The sequence below is a fragment of the Acinetobacter sp. CFCC 10889 genome, from assembly GCF_003268395.1.
Classification (GTDB): Bacteria; Pseudomonadota; Gammaproteobacteria; order Pseudomonadales; family Moraxellaceae; genus Acinetobacter.
In genome coordinates this window covers 1-16,085 of sequence record NZ_LQXQ01000069.1, presented here as the reverse complement: position 1 = coordinate 16,085, position 16,085 = coordinate 1, and the positions used below count along the sequence as shown (strand labels likewise).

At 37.6% G+C, this 16,085-nt stretch carries 19 protein-coding genes and 3 pseudogenes; 14 read left to right on the top strand and 8 right to left on the bottom strand.

Translation table 11 applies throughout. The annotated features are described in order from the left end of the window. Window positions 1-455 (top strand): MFS transporter (locus AVJ19_RS18345; RefSeq protein ID WP_162626650.1); only part of this gene is annotated, 455 nt, incomplete at its 5' end. 103 nt (window positions 456-558) lie between these two features. Beyond that, on the top strand, window positions 559-1,014 hold the full coding sequence (locus AVJ19_RS18340) for a hypothetical protein (RefSeq protein ID WP_111861053.1): 456 nt from the start codon (window positions 559-561) through the stop codon (window positions 1,012-1,014). Between the two features lie 25 nt (window positions 1,015-1,039). On the opposite strand, the gene AVJ19_RS18335 is transcribed toward AVJ19_RS18340, so the two are convergent. Beyond that, complete coding sequence (locus AVJ19_RS18335) at window positions 1,040-2,050, bottom strand: metallophosphoesterase (RefSeq protein ID WP_111861052.1); 1,011 nt, start codon at window positions 2,048-2,050, stop codon at window positions 1,040-1,042. A 96-nt stretch (window positions 2,051-2,146) separates the two neighbouring features. Here AVJ19_RS18335 and AVJ19_RS22900 point away from each other — a divergent pair. Continuing rightward, window positions 2,147-2,863, top strand: a pseudogene (locus AVJ19_RS22900) (phospholipase D-like domain-containing protein); the annotation flags it as partial. A 132-nt stretch (window positions 2,864-2,995) separates the two neighbouring features. Beyond that, window positions 2,996-3,778, top strand: a complete 783-nt coding sequence (locus tag AVJ19_RS22895) for a phospholipase D-like domain-containing protein (protein WP_416240588.1) — start codon at window positions 2,996-2,998, stop codon at window positions 3,776-3,778. Window positions 3,779-3,848: 70 nt separating this feature from the next. Here AVJ19_RS22895 and AVJ19_RS18325 read toward each other — a convergent pair. Beyond that, window positions 3,849-4,668, bottom strand: a pseudogene (locus AVJ19_RS18325) (lysophospholipid acyltransferase family protein). A gap of 387 nt (window positions 4,669-5,055) precedes the next feature. Between AVJ19_RS18325 and hflX the strand changes: the two are divergent. The 5 genes from hflX to AVJ19_RS18300 all read left to right on the top strand — a co-directional run bounded on the left by hflX (window position 5,056) and on the right by AVJ19_RS18300 (window position 8,900). After that, window positions 5,056-6,387, top strand: coding sequence for a ribosome rescue GTPase HflX (hflX, locus tag AVJ19_RS18320; RefSeq protein ID WP_111861050.1), 1,332 nt, complete (start codon window positions 5,056-5,058; stop codon window positions 6,385-6,387). 45 nt (window positions 6,388-6,432) lie between these two features. Beyond that, window positions 6,433-6,804 carry a hypothetical protein gene (locus AVJ19_RS18315; RefSeq protein ID WP_111861049.1) on the top strand — a complete coding sequence of 124 codons (372 nt, stop codon included), beginning with the start codon at window positions 6,433-6,435 and terminating at the stop codon, window positions 6,802-6,804. A gap of 10 nt (window positions 6,805-6,814) precedes the next feature. Continuing rightward, window positions 6,815-7,483, top strand: a complete 669-nt coding sequence (locus tag AVJ19_RS18310) for an LrgB family protein (protein WP_111861054.1) — start codon at window positions 6,815-6,817, stop codon at window positions 7,481-7,483. A 218-nt stretch (window positions 7,484-7,701) separates the two neighbouring features. Beyond that, on the top strand, window positions 7,702-8,151 hold the full coding sequence (locus AVJ19_RS18305; RefSeq protein WP_111861048.1) for a DUF2147 domain-containing protein: 450 nt from the start codon (window positions 7,702-7,704) through the stop codon (window positions 8,149-8,151). Between the two features lie 299 nt (window positions 8,152-8,450). Beyond that, window positions 8,451-8,900, top strand: coding sequence for a DUF2147 domain-containing protein (locus AVJ19_RS18300; protein ID WP_111861047.1), 450 nt, complete (start codon window positions 8,451-8,453; stop codon window positions 8,898-8,900). Between the two features lie 73 nt (window positions 8,901-8,973). Here the strand turns inward: AVJ19_RS18300 and AVJ19_RS18295 are convergent, their stop codons facing one another. From AVJ19_RS18295 to AVJ19_RS18275, 5 genes are read right to left on the bottom strand one after another with little or no spacing between them, the layout of a single operon-like run. After that, on the bottom strand, window positions 8,974-9,831 hold the full coding sequence (locus AVJ19_RS18295; protein WP_111861046.1) for a symmetrical bis(5'-nucleosyl)-tetraphosphatase: 858 nt from the start codon (window positions 9,829-9,831) through the stop codon (window positions 8,974-8,976). A 3-nt stretch (window positions 9,832-9,834) separates the two neighbouring features. After that, window positions 9,835-10,644 carry a 16S rRNA (adenine(1518)-N(6)/adenine(1519)-N(6))-dimethyltransferase RsmA gene (gene rsmA, locus AVJ19_RS18290; protein WP_111861045.1) on the bottom strand — a complete coding sequence of 270 codons (810 nt, stop codon included), beginning with the start codon at window positions 10,642-10,644 and terminating at the stop codon, window positions 9,835-9,837. Between the two features lie 20 nt (window positions 10,645-10,664). Next, a complete protein-coding gene (gene pdxA, locus AVJ19_RS18285; RefSeq protein WP_111861044.1) occupies window positions 10,665-11,633 on the bottom strand; it encodes a 4-hydroxythreonine-4-phosphate dehydrogenase PdxA in 969 nt (322 codons plus the stop codon). 52 nt (window positions 11,634-11,685) lie between these two features. Then, window positions 11,686-12,063: a hypothetical protein gene (locus AVJ19_RS18280; RefSeq protein WP_111861043.1), complete on the bottom strand. Its 378-nt coding sequence runs from the start codon at window positions 12,061-12,063 to the stop codon at window positions 11,686-11,688. 53 nt (window positions 12,064-12,116) lie between these two features. Then, on the bottom strand, window positions 12,117-12,533 hold the full coding sequence (locus tag AVJ19_RS18275) for a hypothetical protein (protein ID WP_162626649.1): 417 nt from the start codon (window positions 12,531-12,533) through the stop codon (window positions 12,117-12,119). Between the two features lie 238 nt (window positions 12,534-12,771). Between AVJ19_RS18275 and rplM the strand changes: the two genes are divergently transcribed. Together rplM and rpsI are read left to right on the top strand one after the other, a co-directional pair. Then, window positions 12,772-13,200 carry a 50S ribosomal protein L13 gene (gene rplM, locus AVJ19_RS18270; RefSeq protein WP_004695096.1) on the top strand — a complete coding sequence of 143 codons (429 nt, stop codon included), beginning with the start codon at window positions 12,772-12,774 and terminating at the stop codon, window positions 13,198-13,200. A 12-nt stretch (window positions 13,201-13,212) separates the two neighbouring features. Further along, a complete protein-coding gene (gene rpsI / locus AVJ19_RS18265) occupies window positions 13,213-13,599 on the top strand; it encodes a 30S ribosomal protein S9 (RefSeq protein WP_111861041.1) in 387 nt (128 codons plus the stop codon). A gap of 55 nt (window positions 13,600-13,654) precedes the next feature. Here the strand turns inward: rpsI and AVJ19_RS18260 are convergent, their stop codons facing one another. Beyond that, window positions 13,655-13,963, bottom strand: a complete 309-nt coding sequence (locus AVJ19_RS18260) for a hypothetical protein (protein WP_162626648.1) — start codon at window positions 13,961-13,963, stop codon at window positions 13,655-13,657. Between the two features lie 101 nt (window positions 13,964-14,064). On the opposite strand from AVJ19_RS18260, the pseudogene AVJ19_RS18255 reads away from it, so the two are divergent. The 3 genes and pseudogenes from AVJ19_RS18255 (at window position 14,065) to AVJ19_RS18245 (ending at window position 15,846) form a co-directional block, all read left to right on the top strand. Then, window positions 14,065-14,718 (top strand): annotated as a pseudogene (locus AVJ19_RS18255) (glutathione S-transferase N-terminal domain-containing protein). 12 nt (window positions 14,719-14,730) lie between these two features. Then, entirely contained in the window at window positions 14,731-15,171 is a 441-nt protein-coding gene (locus tag AVJ19_RS18250) for a ClpXP protease specificity-enhancing factor (RefSeq protein ID WP_111861039.1), read from the top strand. Between the two features lie 15 nt (window positions 15,172-15,186). Continuing rightward, window positions 15,187-15,846 (top strand): hypothetical protein, encoded by a 660-nt coding sequence (locus AVJ19_RS18245; RefSeq protein ID WP_111861038.1) that lies wholly within the window; start codon window positions 15,187-15,189, stop codon window positions 15,844-15,846. The last annotated feature ends 239 nt before the right edge of the window (window positions 15,847-16,085 follow it).

The window sequence follows — 16,085 nt, the reverse complement described above, 5'->3', positions numbered from 1 at the left end:
CCCAATTGCTTGCAACCCTATGCTTTGCTGCATTTATTCCACTTTCTGCAATTTTAGCAGAGAAATTTGGTCGTAAAGCAACGTCTATTGGCGTATGTGTTGTTTCAGCACTCTTTGGTTTAGTGTTTGCAAATATGTTGGAATCTGGCAATACTTTCGTTGTATTCCTATTCTTATGTACAGGTCTTGCGATTATGGGCTTAACCTATGGTCCTATCGGTACTGTACTCTCTGAAATTTTCCCAACATCAGTACGTTATACAGGTTCAGCATTAACCTTTAACCTTGCAGGAATCTTTGGTGCTTCTTTTGCCCCATTGATTGCAACCAAACTTGCAACAACTTATGGTTTATATGCTGTAGGTTATTATTTAACTGCTGCATCAATCCTTTCACTGCTTGCATTTTTAGCGATTCGTGAAACCAAAAATGATGATGTCAATAATCAAATTTAATTTGGTGATTACAAATCTAGAGCCTGCCAATGTGCAGGCTTTTTATTTTCATTCAGCAACTTTTGTACTAAAATAATAATCCATAACAATAGTAAAATTCGCAATGCTCGCTAAAACAAAACACCATCTCTTTCCCTTTCAACTCTCTATTAAAATCAATACTGAACGACCCGACTTTAGAGTTGTTGCAGATTTTTTATTTGCTTCTGATCAACATAATTACGATAGTGATGGAAATAGCTATCCATACAACAGCCGAAAATGGACAGAATTAGAGCTCCGCTCAAGAGTTTGGGATGATTACGGTTTCTATCTCTATCGTAAAAGAGCAAAACCATTGATCTTTACAATTTGTGCGTCTAGAAAATACATTGCTTATGCGATTGCCTATTTTCTCGCTTTAGAAACACAAGGACAAATTCTCGATAAAAATGGAAATACCGTTAAATTAGAACACATTAAAAATAAATTAAAAAACTTTCAACTCGATAGGCACTTAAGCTTTGCAAAAAATAGTATTTGGCGGAAAAGTTCAGATGATCACTCTGATCCGAACTAAACCACTTAATATTTTCAATGCAATCTTAACTCAACTCAATAATATCAATCGTTGGTGGCACTCTAAAACGAAATGGTACACCAACCATCCCAGTCCCGACACTGACAAAAACATCGGCATTTTCATGCTGATACAAACCTCGTTTATGCCCCAAGATTGATACTTTTTTCATGACATAACTGGTTACCCAAGGCAATTCAACCTGCCCACCATGGGTATGCCCTGCCAACATCAAAGGACGAGTTGGCAACTGCGGTACCATGTCTACCGTGTCAGGATTGTGTGACAAAATCAACCACGGCTTATCTTGTGGTAACAATGGCATACTACGCATATCGGTTTTACCTGCCCACAAATCCCCAACACCAATCAAACGAAAGTCTTCAAATTCAAGCATCTGCCCTTCGATGTCGATAACATTATTGACTTTCAAAGCATGGGCTAATAAATCTTGAATCGGTGGACCAGGATATTGCTCATCATGATTACCATTGACTGAATAAATCGGCGCTTGGATTTCTCTTAAAATAGCCAACTCTTCAGCGAGTTTATTTTCAGGCTCGTATGTCCAATCCCCGGCAACCACAACAATATCAGGCTGTTCTGCATTGATTTTTTTGACAATAATTTTAAGCTGACGTTCATGCCCTGAAAATAAACCAATGTGCAAATCTGCAATCAATGCCACTTTAAATGGTTTTTTAAAATCTTCATCGGAACTGAGTTTGTATTGATGATGGTCTACACGCACTAAATGCGGCTCGATAAAACGTGCATAAATCAACAAACTTGACAGCAAAAACAAAAAAATACTTTCATGTAATGAAAAATATTCAACCCAACCCGCATATAAACTAAAAAAGAACAACGGAAATAATAAATAAGACAGGTAAAATGCAAGCAAATGGACAAAAGATTTAAATGGATGAATCGTTTCAGTACGTGATTGGCTAATCCAAGCCTGTGCCACACCCCAGATTGCAACCAAGGCAAAGCATAGGAAAAAGTAAAAATTGATTGAATTTGTCATCCACATACTGAATCTCAAAAAGGCGACTAATGCCGATTAACTTTATTTATCTTTTCAACATTGACAATTATACTCTAGCTCTGTGAATTCTTAGATTAAATTATGACGCAAACCACAAATCCAATACGACAAAAGCACCAACAACATCACAAACACAAGATTTTTAATACAAAAATGTTGCTACTTTCCACAGTCATCGTATTGGGTTTGCCTGCATGTAATACCTTACCGACGCAACCACCGATTACTCCTGTTTATGCCAAAGATACTGTAACGGATCAAACCACTTTGGCAAAAATTATTAATCCTTTAAAAGCACAAAATCCTGATCTCACAGGATTTCATGTCTTATATGACCCTTTTGATGCGATTTCAGCACGAATACATCTCATTGATAAAGCTGAAAAAACTTTAGATTTACAATATTATATTTGGGACAATGATAAGATCGGCTCATTGGCACTGTATAAAATTATTCAAGCTGCTGATCGGGGTGTCAAAGTTCGCCTTTTGATTGATGACAATAATGCACAAAATATGGAAGCGGTGTATTTAGCGTTAGATCAACACGCCAATATTGATGTCAAGTTGTTTAACCCCTACCGTTTTCGCTCATTTCGCCCTTTGGAAATGGTGATTGATTTAAAACGGATCAACCGCCGTATGCACAATAAAACTTTTACTGCTGACCAACAAATCAGTTTGATTGGTGGGCGGAATATGAGTAATCAATATTACAATATCAGTGATTCTTATCAATTTTCAGATGTCGATGTCATGCTCGTAGGTAAAGCTGTAGAGGATATTAATCACTCTTTTGATGAATATTGGAATCATGAATATGCATTTCCTGTGCGTGACATCGTCAGCCATCAAAAATACACTTTACGCTATGAAGGTTTAAAAGAACAACTCACTCAACATTACCAAGAAATCACTACACAAAACTATATGAACTTAAGTTCACATTCCAATGATTTTGACAATTGGTTAAACAACCACATTCAACTCGATTGGGTCAAAGCTGAAGTCATTAAAGATGCACCAGATAAAATAAAATCCAAAGCCAAAAAAGAAGAACATCTCAATTTCCAAATGCTCACACATTTAGAAAAACCAGAACAAAGTGTAGATTTGGTTTCCGCCTATTTTGTACCTGAGAAAGAAGGTGCAAAACGTCTAACTGAATTAGCACAAAAAGGTGTACAAGTTCGTGTGCTAACCAACTCATTTAAAGCCAATGATGTCGCTTTGGTACATGCATTTTATGCAAAATATCGAGAAGACTTACTAAAAAATGGCGTAGAGTTATATGAATTTTTACCTGCAATTCCCGAAGAAGAGCTAGATGAAAATATCAAAAAACTGTCCAAAGAAACCAAAGTCAGCTTAAAAGGATTAAGTCGTTCTAGTCTGCATGCCAAACTCATGGCTTTAGATGATAAACAAGTCTTTATTGGTTCTTTTAACTTTGATCCACGTTCTGCCAATTTAAATACTGAAATTGGGGTGATTTTAAATAGTCCACCATTGGCGAAAGCTGTACATTCAACGATGGACAAAAACCTGACCAAATATGCTTACAAGTTAGTCCTGAATTCCCAAGATAAAATTCATTGGATTCGCACCACACCAACAGAAGTCCGTACCATCCGTAAAGAACCGAAAATGAAATGGTGGCAAAAAGCAGGAGTGAAATTTATTTCATGGTTGCCAATCGAAGGCTTTATGTAACATTAGGAAGTTCACAAAAAAAATCTGATGAATGAATCCATCAGATTTTTTTAATTTAATATGCTCAAAATTAGCGTAAAACTTCTTTTTGCAACTCTGCCAAACCTTCTTGCATTTTCTCCTGAACCAATTTCGTCAAACTTTCAACGGTATGCCCTTCTACAGAAATTAACGGCAAAGCACGCAAATGTGCCGTTACTTTTGGCATTTCCAAAACAGCTTGAACATTATCCACAAAAGTCTCTTCACCAATGTAAGGTACTACAGTATCTAATTTACCTTGCTGATTTACATAACAAATTACACAGGCTTGTACAGGTTTTTGTGCCTCAATTGCTGCACCCAAAATACGTCCATGCACTTTTTTTTACACGTGTCCCATCTGTTGTAGTCGCTTCAGGGAAAAATAGAACGGGGACATTTTGGCGCAAAAACGTTGCGATTTGTTCACGAATTCGTACTGAATCACCCGAACCACGTTTGATAAATAAAGTCCCACCGCCTTTGGCTAAAGTTCCCAAAATCGGCCAGCTTTCAACTTCGGCTTTTGCCAAAAAGAATACACGTGCCCCTGAACCTAAAACTGTGATATCTAGCCATGAAATATGATTACTCACCCACAACGCAGGCTCACGAGGAATCTCACCATGCACATGCACATCGACATTAAAAACTTCTGCAAGACGGCGGCAAAAGTACTGCACATAACGAGTGTTATTAGAATTATTCGGATCTTTGTACAATTGATGGCGAAACACCAAATAAAAACCTTCGGAAATAACAGTCGTGCCTTTAATCAGTTTTTTACTATATAAAAACGTTTTCGAAAATATATTTAATTTCTTTGTTGCGTTTGACGCTACGGTCGTATCAATCTGTTGTTGCGGCATAGTTGCTCACTAAACTCAATATTAATCAAATTCATCTATCGGTATTGTATACCACATATACAAGAAGTTGCATTGATCATATAAACACAACAATTAGATAACTTAAGCGCATTTTTATCTTTGCTGCTTTGTATTACAGTTTAAATATCAAATGATTAAAAATAAGGTATAAAAATCAAATGCAACATAGTAAATATCTTTCCGTTTCACAACATCTTCCCATCAAAATTTCATTTAGAAAATTGCTTGGTTACGTGATTTTATATTGTGGTAGCTTAGTCCTGATGTCTAAGCTATTTATTGCAATTCTTTGACAATAATTGCATTTTTAAGCCAGATTTACTTTAGAATGGAGCGAAACCAATCTATTCGAGAGTCTAAATATCTGTGGAATATGCAAATCGAACCCCAATCAATGAACGTACAATCCTCGTCAGCGTCGCAGTACAAATATTAGATGATATTGATCATGAAGAGTTTCGATTATTAGCCAAATCCGCAGGTGCAAACATCTTAGAACATTTACATGTTCAACGTATCAAACCTGATCCAAAGTTTTTTATAGGTTCAGGCAAAGCCGAAGAAATTGCAGCTCAAGTCGAAGCTTTAGAAGTCGAATTGGTCATTTTTGATCATGCGCTCTCCCCTGCCCAAGAACGTAATTTAGAGAACATTTTAAAATGTCGGGTGATCGACCGTACAGGTCTTATTTTAGATATTTTTGCACAACGTGCCCGCACTCATGAAGGTAAGCTCCAAGTTGAGTTGGCGCAGTTAGATCATCTTTCATCACGTTTGGTTCGTAGACATAGCAACCTCGACAGCCAAAAAGGTGGGATCGGCTTGCGTGGTCCGGGTGAAACCATTTTAGAAACTGATCGCCGTTTATTGCGTATCCGCATGGATCAACTCAAAGATCGTTTAGAAAAAGTTCGCAAAACGCGCACTCAAGGACGAGCTGCTCGTCAAAAAGCAGCCATCCCGACAGTTTCATTGGTCGGTTATACCAATGCTGGAAAATCAACATTATTCAATATACTCGCCAATAGTGATGTCTATGCTGCCGATCAACTCTTTGCCACACTTGACCCAACACTAAGACGTTTAGATTGGGATGGCATTGGTGCACTCGTCCTTGCCGACACCGTAGGTTTTGTCCGTAATCTTGCTCACGCCCTTGTGGAGTCATTTAAAGCAACCCTCGAAGAAACCTTACAAGCCAGTCTATTGCTTCATGTCATTGATTCAAGTAGTCCAGATATGCATGAGCAAATCGAAGCGGTAGAAAAGGTACTCAAGGAAATCGGTGTTGATGTTCCCATTTTAAAAGTTTATAACAAAATTGACCAATCAAATGAGGAAGCCAAGATCATCTATGCTCGCCCACACGAGCCAGATCGTGTCTATGTTTCAGCACATTCAGGACAAGGTTTGGACTTACTACGTAAAGCTGTACAAGAATGTTTAATGGGACAAATTCAAAGTTTTCAGCTCGTTCTTAAACCTGAATATGGGAAATTACGTAATCAACTCTATGCTTTAAATGTAATTCAGTCTGAAAATTATGACGATCAAGGTCAATTACTTTTAGAGGTAAATATTGCACCTTATAAACTTGAGCAACTCATTAAACAAGCACATTTACCGATCGATCAAATTTTAGGTGAAAAAGCACAACAGTTTGCAAGACCTTTAGAAGAGTTTGAAATTCAGCGCTGAATGAGTTAAAACGTGAAATATAAATTAAGTTGATTAAAAAACAGCATGGACTTGTTCAAAAATATAGATTGGTTGGCATGGTTTTGCACCATTACTCTAATCATTTTCTTTCGAGAAGCCTCAGTGTGGATCATGGGGCAATTCAATCATCCAGAACTTGGTAATCTCACGGGCTTACTCAGCCTTTTACTTGTTCTTGTCATTTGGCGTAGATTTAAAAAAATCCCATCACGTTTGGTTGACACCAACAACAAACTGATGAAAGAAAGTGGGTTTGCTTTCTTGCCGATTTGTGCAGGTTCATTGCTCATGCTGGTCAGCATGGGTAAAGAAATCCCTTTATTTTTAGTGATCATGTTTGTCAGTACCCTGATACCACTTTGGGTCTATGCAAAAATGGCAAAGAAATGGCTATAGAGAGATCATCATGTTCAGTGTTTTAACAGGTTTTTTGATCACCTTAGTGGCTTACTTAGCAGCCAAACCTGTCAATAAAAAATTTCCACAAGTCCCTTTATTGGTTATTGGCATGTTCTTTGTCATTGGTATTTTAATGTTATTTAAAATTCCTTATGAACAATACAATACACAAATGAATGGAATTTTCAGTCATTTACTCGGCTATGTTACTGTTGCACTTGCTATTCCTTTAGCAGCTATGCGCTATGATGATTTACCCATTAAATCTGTTGTAGGTATTTTGGTTTTTGCCAGTATCAGTGCTGTCGCATTGCCTATGGGGCTAGCTTACCTCTTACACATGTCCGAACCAACGATTATGGCATTTGCGACACGTGCAGTGACCACACCGATTGCAATTAATATTGCCACACTGTTACACTCACCTGTGTCTTTAGTCATTTTGATTGTTATTTTATCTGGGGTAATTGGTGCCGCATTTTCATCCATTATTCTTAGAAATATCAATGATGAACGTGCATCAGGTCTAGCACTCGGTTTAGCAGCACATGCCATTGGAACTGCACAAGCTTGGCAACGTGGTGCAGTTGCAGGTCGTTATGCTGCTTTTGGTATGGCAGTTAATGCTGTCTTTACAGCGATTTGGCTACCAAGTTTTATTTTGTTTATTCGATAATTCACTTAAAAGAGATTGTTTCATCACCATCTCTTTTTCTTTTTAAATCTAATGTGCCCCGCAAAATAACAAAAAATGTCACATTTGATAAATTTTTTGTTAAATAAATCACACTTTAAAATAGTATTTGCTCAATATTTAAGAACTATGGCAAAATTATTTTAGCAATTGCACATTTATGCAACAGTTAAAAATGCAATGTAATAGAGAAAAATGTCATGAAAAATATAGTAAATTGGATTGGGGCGTGTGCTTTAACTTGTCTAAGCAGCACGATTTTTGCACAAGATATTACAGGATCTTGGCAAAGTATTGATGATAAAACAGGCTCACCGAAAGGGATCGTTGAGATTAAAAAAGATCAAAATGGTACATACTATGGGATCATCACCAAACTTACGCCACGTGTAGGCTACCAACCCAAAGAGCTTTGCGTAAACTGCCCTGCTCCTTATACCAATAAACCTATTCTTGGAATGAAAGCAATTAGTGATCTAAAACGTATTAATGATTATGAATATGAAAAAGGTAAAATTTTAGATCCAAACACAGGACGCTTATACAGTCTAAAAATCAAAATGTCGCAAAATGGTACGAAGATCAATATCCGTGGATATTATGGTTTTTCAACCATTGGACGTAGCCAAACATGGGTACGTGTAAATTAATTTTGCTTGCTTTACATACAACTAAAATCACTGATTAATTCACCTGAAAATTATCATTTTAAAAAAATAATCAATACGAACAAGGATGTTTATGTTGATTATGCCATTCATTTTATTATTCAACTAAAAACCATAAACACCTCGCTCAGTATAATTCCTTGACCCTGTACGCATTTAATGCTTTTATTGGCAACTTCAAAGCATTTTGGTGGTATTTAAATACTTGAAATATGCACAAAAAATTGATGAAATGTTATACATATTCGCTTCAACCGAAGTTTTATCACAGGGAAAGTAAGATGAAAATTCAAATAAAAATTGCAGCACTTTTACTTAGCTTTTGTGCAAGTTCAAGTCTCTTAGCACAAGATATTACAGGCATCTGGCAACAAATTGATGATCAATCAGGTGAAGCCAAAGCACAAATTTCCTTTAAAAAAGACAGCAGTGGTGCGTATACTGGAACCATTATCAAGATCACGCCTCGCCCCGGTTATACACCTAAAGAATTATGTGTAAAGTGCCCTGCACCCTATACCAATAAACCAGTATTAGGCTTAAATCTAATTACAGGGTTAAAACATATCCAAGACAAAGATTATGATGAGGGTAAAATCCTTGATCCTCTCACTGGAAAAATGTATAGCCTAAAAGCTAAGTTAAATCCAACAGGTAAAATCTTAAGACTAAGAGGCTATTTAGGTACCTCTGTTTTAGGACGCAGCCAAACTTGGGTTCGTGTTGAATAATGATTCATCAAAAACAAATAAAGTCATCGCTATAGATGACTTTATTTTTAAATATTTAAAATAAACAACTTGACTAAAACATTGGATTATCCACTGCAAAACTTTGCTGATCTTCCAAACGATACGCAATCAGTTGGTGTCCCCAAACACAGCCACCATCGACATTTTGAATATTTTTCTGATTCGACTTTTGAATGGTTTTACCTTGTAATGCCGCCCAATGTCCAAACACAATTTGATGACTTTGCGCTGTTTTAGACGCATACTCAAACCAAGGCTGAAAACCTTCAGGCATCGGCTCATCCAAAGCATCTTTGAAGCTAAACTCCAAACGACCATTGGCATCACTTAAACGCATACGGGTTAAATAGTTGGTAATACAACGTAAACGGGCATTACCTGTTAAATCCTCTAACCAGACATCAGGCTCAGTGCCATACATTTCCTTCAAAAAGCTATCTAAAACATCGAAATCTTCATGTGAAATGACGGCTTCCACTTCCTTGGCATATTGTGCGGTTTGCGCTGCATCCCAAATATGCGGAATCCCTGCATGAGTCAAAATAGTGTGCTCATTTGGAAATAAGCACAATGGTTGCTGACGTAACCATTCGATCAACTCATCGCTCTCAAGTGCATGAATCACATCATCAATACGATCTTTATCTTTGAGCTTTTTAATGCCACGTGCCACAGCGAGCAAGTTCAGGTCATGATTGCCCAATACCGTTGCTGCTGCATCACGTTCACAGAGTTTTTTGATAAAACGTATTGCACCCACTGAGTTTTCACCACGTGCAATCAAATCACCTGCAAACCAAATAAAATCTTGATCTGAGTCAAATTGAATTTCTTTCAGCAACATTTTCAACGCTTCAAAACAGCCTTGCACATCACCAATCACATAGTTGTATCGAATTGCACGGGTCATCAGTTACACCATTTGATCTGACAATGCCACAAATTGTGCCAAAGTAAGTGTTTCAGGGCGTGCCATTGGATCAACCCCTGCATTTTCAAAACCATCTTCCACCAACATACCTTTTAAGCTGTTACGCAAAGTTTTACGGCGCTGGGTAAATACATGAGAGACCAATCGAGCCAATGCTTTTTCGTTTTTCGCAATGATCGGTTTAGTCGCATAAGGCTCTAAACGAAACACCGCAGAAGTGACTTTCGGTGGTGGATTAAATGAACCCGGTGGCACTTCAAATAAGAATGTCGGCTTACAGAAATATTGAATCATCACGGACAAACGTCCATATTCTTTGGTATTTGGTGAAGCTGTGATGCGATCAACCACTTCTTTTTGCAGCATAAAGTGCATATCTTTAACTTTGTCACCAAATTCCAAGAGGTGAAAAAGTAATGGTGTAGAAATGTTATAGGGTAAATTTCCAACCACACGTAAAGGACGATTTTCCTGAAAAAGTTCAGTAAAATCATATTTTAATGCATCGGTTTCAATGATCGTTAGACGTTCAGGATGAGGAACACGACCCGGCAGACCTGCTGCCAAATCACGGTCAAGTTCAACCACGGTTAAGGCTTCACATTCACCAATCAAAGGCGAAGTTAATGCTGCCAGACCAGGTCCAATTTCAACAATATTGTCACCTGAGCGTGGCGCAACTGAACGGACAATTTTTGCAATCACACGCTGGTCATGTAAGAAGTTTTGTCCAAAACGCTTGCGCGTGTGATGCCCTTCATCTTTTGGGTTTAAGGCATTAATTTGATACATAAAATATTTTCCAACGTGAATTAGTGTCGTGCTAGATCAAGTGCTAGATCAACAGCAACATGTAAGCTTGAGCTTTTTGCCTGCCCTGTGCCTGCAAGGGAGAGTGCTGTACCGTGATCAACAGAAGTACGAATAAATGGTAAGCCTAAAGTAATATTAATCGCTTCACCGAATCCTTGAGATTTTAACACAGGTAAACCCTGATCGTGATACATCGCCAACACAGCATCCGCATCTTTTAAATGTTCAGGGGTAAATAAAGTATCTGCGGGCATGCTCAGACTCATATTCACGCCTTGCGCACGATAGCTTTCAAGCACAGGGTTAATGGTATCGATTTCCTCATGTCCCAAATATCCCCCCTCACCTGCATGAGGATTTAAGCCACATACAAGAATATGCGGATGCTCAATTTTAAATTTGGTTTTTAAATCATGAATCAAAATGTCGATGACTTGGTGCAAACGCTGTTTGGTAATCGCATCTGCAACATCACGTAGAGGTAAATGTGTAGTCGCTAATGCAACTCGCAGCGTTTTCGTCGCAAGCATCATCACCACACGATCCACACCAGCAAACTCTTGGTAATATTCAGTATGCCCACTGAAATGAATGCCAGCATCATTGATCACAGACTTTTGTACAGGTGCAGTTGCTACGCCAACACTTTGTCCTTGCATTGCATAAAAAGCAGAACGACGAAGCTGCTCCAATACATAAGCTGAATTTTTCGGATTAAGTTCACCTAAAACCACATCCTCATATAAAGGCACATGCTCTACATAAAGCTGACCTTGTGCTGATGATTGCTCTTGTTGTTGATATTCAATAATGTCTATTTCTATATTTAAAATTTTGGCACGATCACGCAACATATTGATATCTGCAAGAACGACAATTGGACGCTCATCCACACGATCTGCCAAACTTAAACAAATATCAGGACCAATACCTGCAGGTTCACCGCTGGTAATATATAAAGGAAGCATAAAGAACTCTTATTTCAAATCCATACCTTGATTATACAACTGTTTCAAACAGTCACTTCCAAGTCAAATTAAATTGGGCTGACAAAATACCCCAATAATGGGCTAACTCAGATAAACATACGACCCCAAAACAAACTAGACAACCTATGATTAACCATTTCCACAACCGTGTATGGTATTTATCAAATAGCTCATTTGAAAGCGCAATAAAAATGAAACCACCTAAGGAATAAATTAAAAACGGAAAAAGTGCTACATGTAAATAAATAGAGAAAAGAAGAATTAATCCAATCCCTGAAAAGCCATAGTATCCACATATAAGTAAGAAGCTAATCAGATAAACCAAAACCAAAGTAAAAAAGAATCCTGAGAAAAACTTTTGTGTTTTAGTTTTTTTATGATTCATTTTAAGGGTATTACTTTCACTCATACCTTTTATTATCCATTTTACTTCTATACAAAATGTGAGCACATAGAGTATGACTAAAAATAAGTTCTTGAACTTGTGTTAAAAGGAAAAATACCCAAAACCATTCCCACAATCCAAATCACAAATGTCGCAATGCATAATAACCATATCAAAGTGTGAACTTGCCTAAATCTCAACTGAGAAATACCAGCCAAATACCATGCAACAATCATACTCAACAATAAATAACCTAAAAATACTATCAACCATGTAGGTTCAAAAAGTACCACACACAAAGCCATACCTAATACCATCAGACCATCAAAAAAGCCGAATGAACCAACAGTTTGGGTATAAAAAATCAACACAATGTACAAGTGGATGAATACAAAAACATCCCTGAATTTCTTTGATTTATTACTTGGCGCTGAGTTTTTTAAAAAATTGATGAAAGACATTTTTAAATACTTATATTTTTCACAAATTAACACGATGCTTATAACTTGCCAATTCGGTTGTGTAACCGAGTTTTAAACATAAGCTCAATCATTTTAAACCTATTTAAACTCACCCAAACTAAACTTTGCATTTTTAATCAACAAGCAATATAATAATGCGCTTGAAATTCTAAATTTCGATTGTGGATTCTTCACGTTTCAGGTAGAATTCGCGCTCCTTTTGTTTGGACAGATTCCATAGTCCAAACCAACTATAATAGGTAGTGGTTTAATGAAAACTCTCAGCGCTAAGCCTGCTGAAGTTCAACACGACTGGTACGTTGTTGATGCTTCTGGCAAAACTTTAGGTCGCCTTGCGACTGAAATCGCTCGTCGTCTACGCGGTAAGCACAAGACTTCTTATACTCCTCACGTTGACACTGGCGATTATATCGTTGTGATCAATGCTGAAGAAATTCAAGTGACTGGTAAAAAAGCGCTTGATAAAAAATATTATCGCCACACTGGCTTCCCTGGTGGTATCCGTGAGACTAACTTCGAGAAGTTAATTGCTCATAAACCTGAAGCAGTTTTGGAAAAAGCTGTAAAAGGTATGTTACCAAAAGGTCCTCTTGGTTATGCTATGATCAAGAAAATGAAAGTGTATGCAGGTACTGAGCATCCACACGCTGCTCAACAGCCACAAGTTTTGGACATCTAAGGGATACAGCACATGGCTACTAATTATGGTACAGGTCGCCGTAAGACCGCAACTGCACGTGTTTTCTTGTCAGCTGGTACAGGCAAACTCACTATCAACAACCGTACACTTGAACAGTATTTCGGTCGTGAAACAGCTCGTATGGTTGTTAACCAACCGCTTGAGCTTTTAGATGCGACGACTAAATACGACCTTTACATCACTGTTGCTGGTGGTGGTATCGGTGGTCAAGCTGGCGCGATCCGTCACGGTATTACTCGTGCGCTTATCGCTGCTGACGAAACTTTAAAACCTGCTCTTCGTCAAGCTGGTTTCGTTACTCGTGATGCTCGTGAAGTTGAACGTAAGAAACTTGGTTTACGTAAAGCACGTAAACGTCCTCAATTCTCTAAACGTTAATTCGTTTTCCGAATTCGGACAAAAACCTTGGCTTTTGCCAAGGTTTTTTTATGTCTTAAATAAGGTTGAGATCGAGTAATATGCGATAAACCAATAACCCTACACTCGCAATCAGGCAAACAAAACCTAAAATAATCATGACCCAACAAAATGTTGTTTTCCATCGATCCTTAGGATATTCCTCACCAAAATCGACATCAGACTGATAAGCTGCACCCAAAGCCGTATAAAAGCCGATTCCCATGAAAATAACAGCCAAGAAAAACAGTAATTTTTGTAAAACAGCGATGCTCAGCATTGGACGATCATCCTGTAAAAAGCTGTGGTTTTGGATGGAATTCTTTGAAGATTCTATGATGAACATACACGCTTTTAAGCTGTCTCAATAGATAGTGCTAAAGTCTCCGTGATTTTACTGTCCATTTTTAGTATCCTATCCTATTCACGCAGCTCAGTTTTTGGCATATGAACCTCGAAAACACACAATTGCAAGGGATTACACTTTATAGTCATGCAGATGATTTCCGCTCGCATTGGGTTCGATTTGTTCTGACGGAAAAGTAAATTAAGCATAACCTGATTATTGTTGATGAAGATGATGAGGATTTAGCCAGTTTAAACCCCTACAATCAACTGCCAATGCTGATTGAAAATGAATTGAAACTGTTCAATACCAGTATTATTTCTGAATATATTGATGATCGTTATCGTCAAAATAAACTCTATGCTGATGCACCTGCACCACGTTCTGAGCAACGTCAGTATATTTGGCGTTTTGAACAGGATTGGTTCAAACTTGCCGATGTGATGCTGCGTCACCCTGATACTTTAAATGCCGATGAACAGAAAAAAGCACAAAAACAATTACGTGATACTCTGATTTCGCTGACCCCATTGTTTCAGCATTTTCCATACTTTATGTCTGAAAGCTTTACAATTTTAGATTGCATGTTGGCACCAATTTTCATACGGTTAAAACAAATGGGAATTGAACTGCCCAAACAGCAATGTCGCCCGATTTTTTTATATTGCCAACGAATTTTTAGCCGTCCCAGTTTTTTGAAGTCGATGACGCTTCAAGAGAAGAATCGTTTTCAAGAATTTTTAGCCAAAGAATAGAGTGAATTTCTCATGTCTGAACCAGAATTAAATTTAACCCCGACCCGTCCCTATCTTGCTCGTGCGATTTATGAATGGATCTGTGACAATAATTTAACCCCTCATCTTTTGGTCGATGCAACACAACCTTATACCGATGTTCCAACGCAATTCGTTCAAGATGGACAAATTGTCCTGAATATCGTGCCACATGCAGTTCATATGTTAAATATGAGCAATGATGCAATCAGTTTTTCCGCACGTTTTGGTGGTGTGTCTAAAGATATCTATGTACCAATGAATGCAGTTTTAGGCTTATATGCACGTGAAAATGGGCAAGGTTTATTCTTTGATCCTGACGAATATGCCAATGTGCAAATCAATGAAGATGCTTTAAAATCAAATACTACGGAAGCATCCGAAACCACAGATGAAACACCGAAGAAAAAACCAAGTTTAAGAATTTTAGAATAGAATAAGGAGCATTCGATGGCTTTTGATCTCGTACAATACTTTGCTGAGCAGATTAAGATTCAAAAGCCTCAGCTTTTAGACCAATATTCTCCTGAAGAAAGAAAACGTTATTTACTTGAAATTAATGCTCTGACTTTAGGAAAATTAGTCAGTCTTTGGCAACACAATGAAGATGTGGTTTATCAGGAAATTCAAAATGTAGACCGCTTATACACCCAAGAAGTTGCACGCCATTTAACCACCTCATCACAAAACCAATCCAAGCTGAATAAACCTGAACTGGAAAATGCCACTCTTGAAATTTTAGAGTTACAACTCAAAGAATTAAAACAGCTTGATGAAACTGGCAGTTTTGGTAAAAGAGGTTTACGTGAGCTCATTCTAGGTCAGTCAGAACACCTTTCAGGTCAAGCAGAGGATTGGGTTTGGTTAACCAATAACCTAAAAGCACTCGCAGGCTCTAAACCGATCGTGCAAGAAGAGATATCATTAGGTGAAACAATGAAGGAGTTTAATCAAATGGTCAATATGCACAAAGAGCACACTCAAGCTGAACCTTTAGCAGTAGAACCAGCAGCGCCACTCAACCCAGCTTGGGCAAAAGTCTGTGAACCACTGGTTGCATTAGTCGTGCTTTGGGTTTTATTTGCAGCACTCCAACATGCATTTGCTTAAGTCTGTCATCATTTAAATACATACTTCGCAATATATGACCGTAATACATCAACACTGGTATATTACGGTCTTTTTATAATCATTTTAAAAAATATATTTCCAAAGCAAATAGTCTATATTTTATTCAAATATGAATGCCTGAATTATTTTAAATATTGTATTTTTCTAAAAACTAAAACCAACATTACAAAGTTAAACTAAAAAATGGTTAAAATAATTAAATAAATTTGGTGGTGTAT

Excerpts from the sequence above, each read along its gene's own strand:
- AVJ19_RS18340 (WP_111861053.1), top strand. The coding sequence starts at position 559 with ATGCTCGCTAAAACAAAACACCATCTCTTTCCCTTTCAACTCTCTATT.
- AVJ19_RS18335 (WP_111861052.1), bottom strand. The coding sequence starts at position 2,050 with ATGTGGATGACAAATTCAATCAATTTTTACTTTTTCCTATGCTTTGCC.
- AVJ19_RS22895 (WP_416240588.1), top strand. The coding sequence starts at position 2,996 with ATGAACTTAAGTTCACATTCCAATGATTTTGACAATTGGTTAAACAAC.
- AVJ19_RS18315 (WP_111861049.1), top strand. The coding sequence starts at position 6,433 with ATGGACTTGTTCAAAAATATAGATTGGTTGGCATGGTTTTGCACCATT.
- AVJ19_RS18310 (WP_111861054.1), top strand. The coding sequence starts at position 6,815 with ATGTTCAGTGTTTTAACAGGTTTTTTGATCACCTTAGTGGCTTACTTA.
- AVJ19_RS18305 (WP_111861048.1), top strand. The coding sequence starts at position 7,702 with ATGAAAAATATAGTAAATTGGATTGGGGCGTGTGCTTTAACTTGTCTA.
- AVJ19_RS18300 (WP_111861047.1), top strand. The coding sequence starts at position 8,451 with ATGAAAATTCAAATAAAAATTGCAGCACTTTTACTTAGCTTTTGTGCA.
- AVJ19_RS18295 (WP_111861046.1), bottom strand. The coding sequence starts at position 9,831 with ATGACCCGTGCAATTCGATACAACTATGTGATTGGTGATGTGCAAGGC.
- rsmA (WP_111861045.1), bottom strand. The coding sequence starts at position 10,644 with ATGTATCAAATTAATGCCTTAAACCCAAAAGATGAAGGGCATCACACG.
- pdxA (WP_111861044.1), bottom strand. The coding sequence starts at position 11,633 with ATGCTTCCTTTATATATTACCAGCGGTGAACCTGCAGGTATTGGTCCT.
- AVJ19_RS18280 (WP_111861043.1), bottom strand. The coding sequence starts at position 12,063 with ATGAGTGAAAGTAATACCCTTAAAATGAATCATAAAAAAACTAAAACA.
- rplM (WP_004695096.1), top strand. The coding sequence starts at position 12,772 with ATGAAAACTCTCAGCGCTAAGCCTGCTGAAGTTCAACACGACTGGTAC.
- rpsI (WP_111861041.1), top strand. The coding sequence starts at position 13,213 with ATGGCTACTAATTATGGTACAGGTCGCCGTAAGACCGCAACTGCACGT.
- AVJ19_RS18260 (WP_162626648.1), bottom strand. The coding sequence starts at position 13,963 with ATGTTCATCATAGAATCTTCAAAGAATTCCATCCAAAACCACAGCTTT.
- AVJ19_RS18250 (WP_111861039.1), top strand. The coding sequence starts at position 14,731 with ATGTCTGAACCAGAATTAAATTTAACCCCGACCCGTCCCTATCTTGCT.
- AVJ19_RS18245 (WP_111861038.1), top strand. The coding sequence starts at position 15,187 with ATGGCTTTTGATCTCGTACAATACTTTGCTGAGCAGATTAAGATTCAA.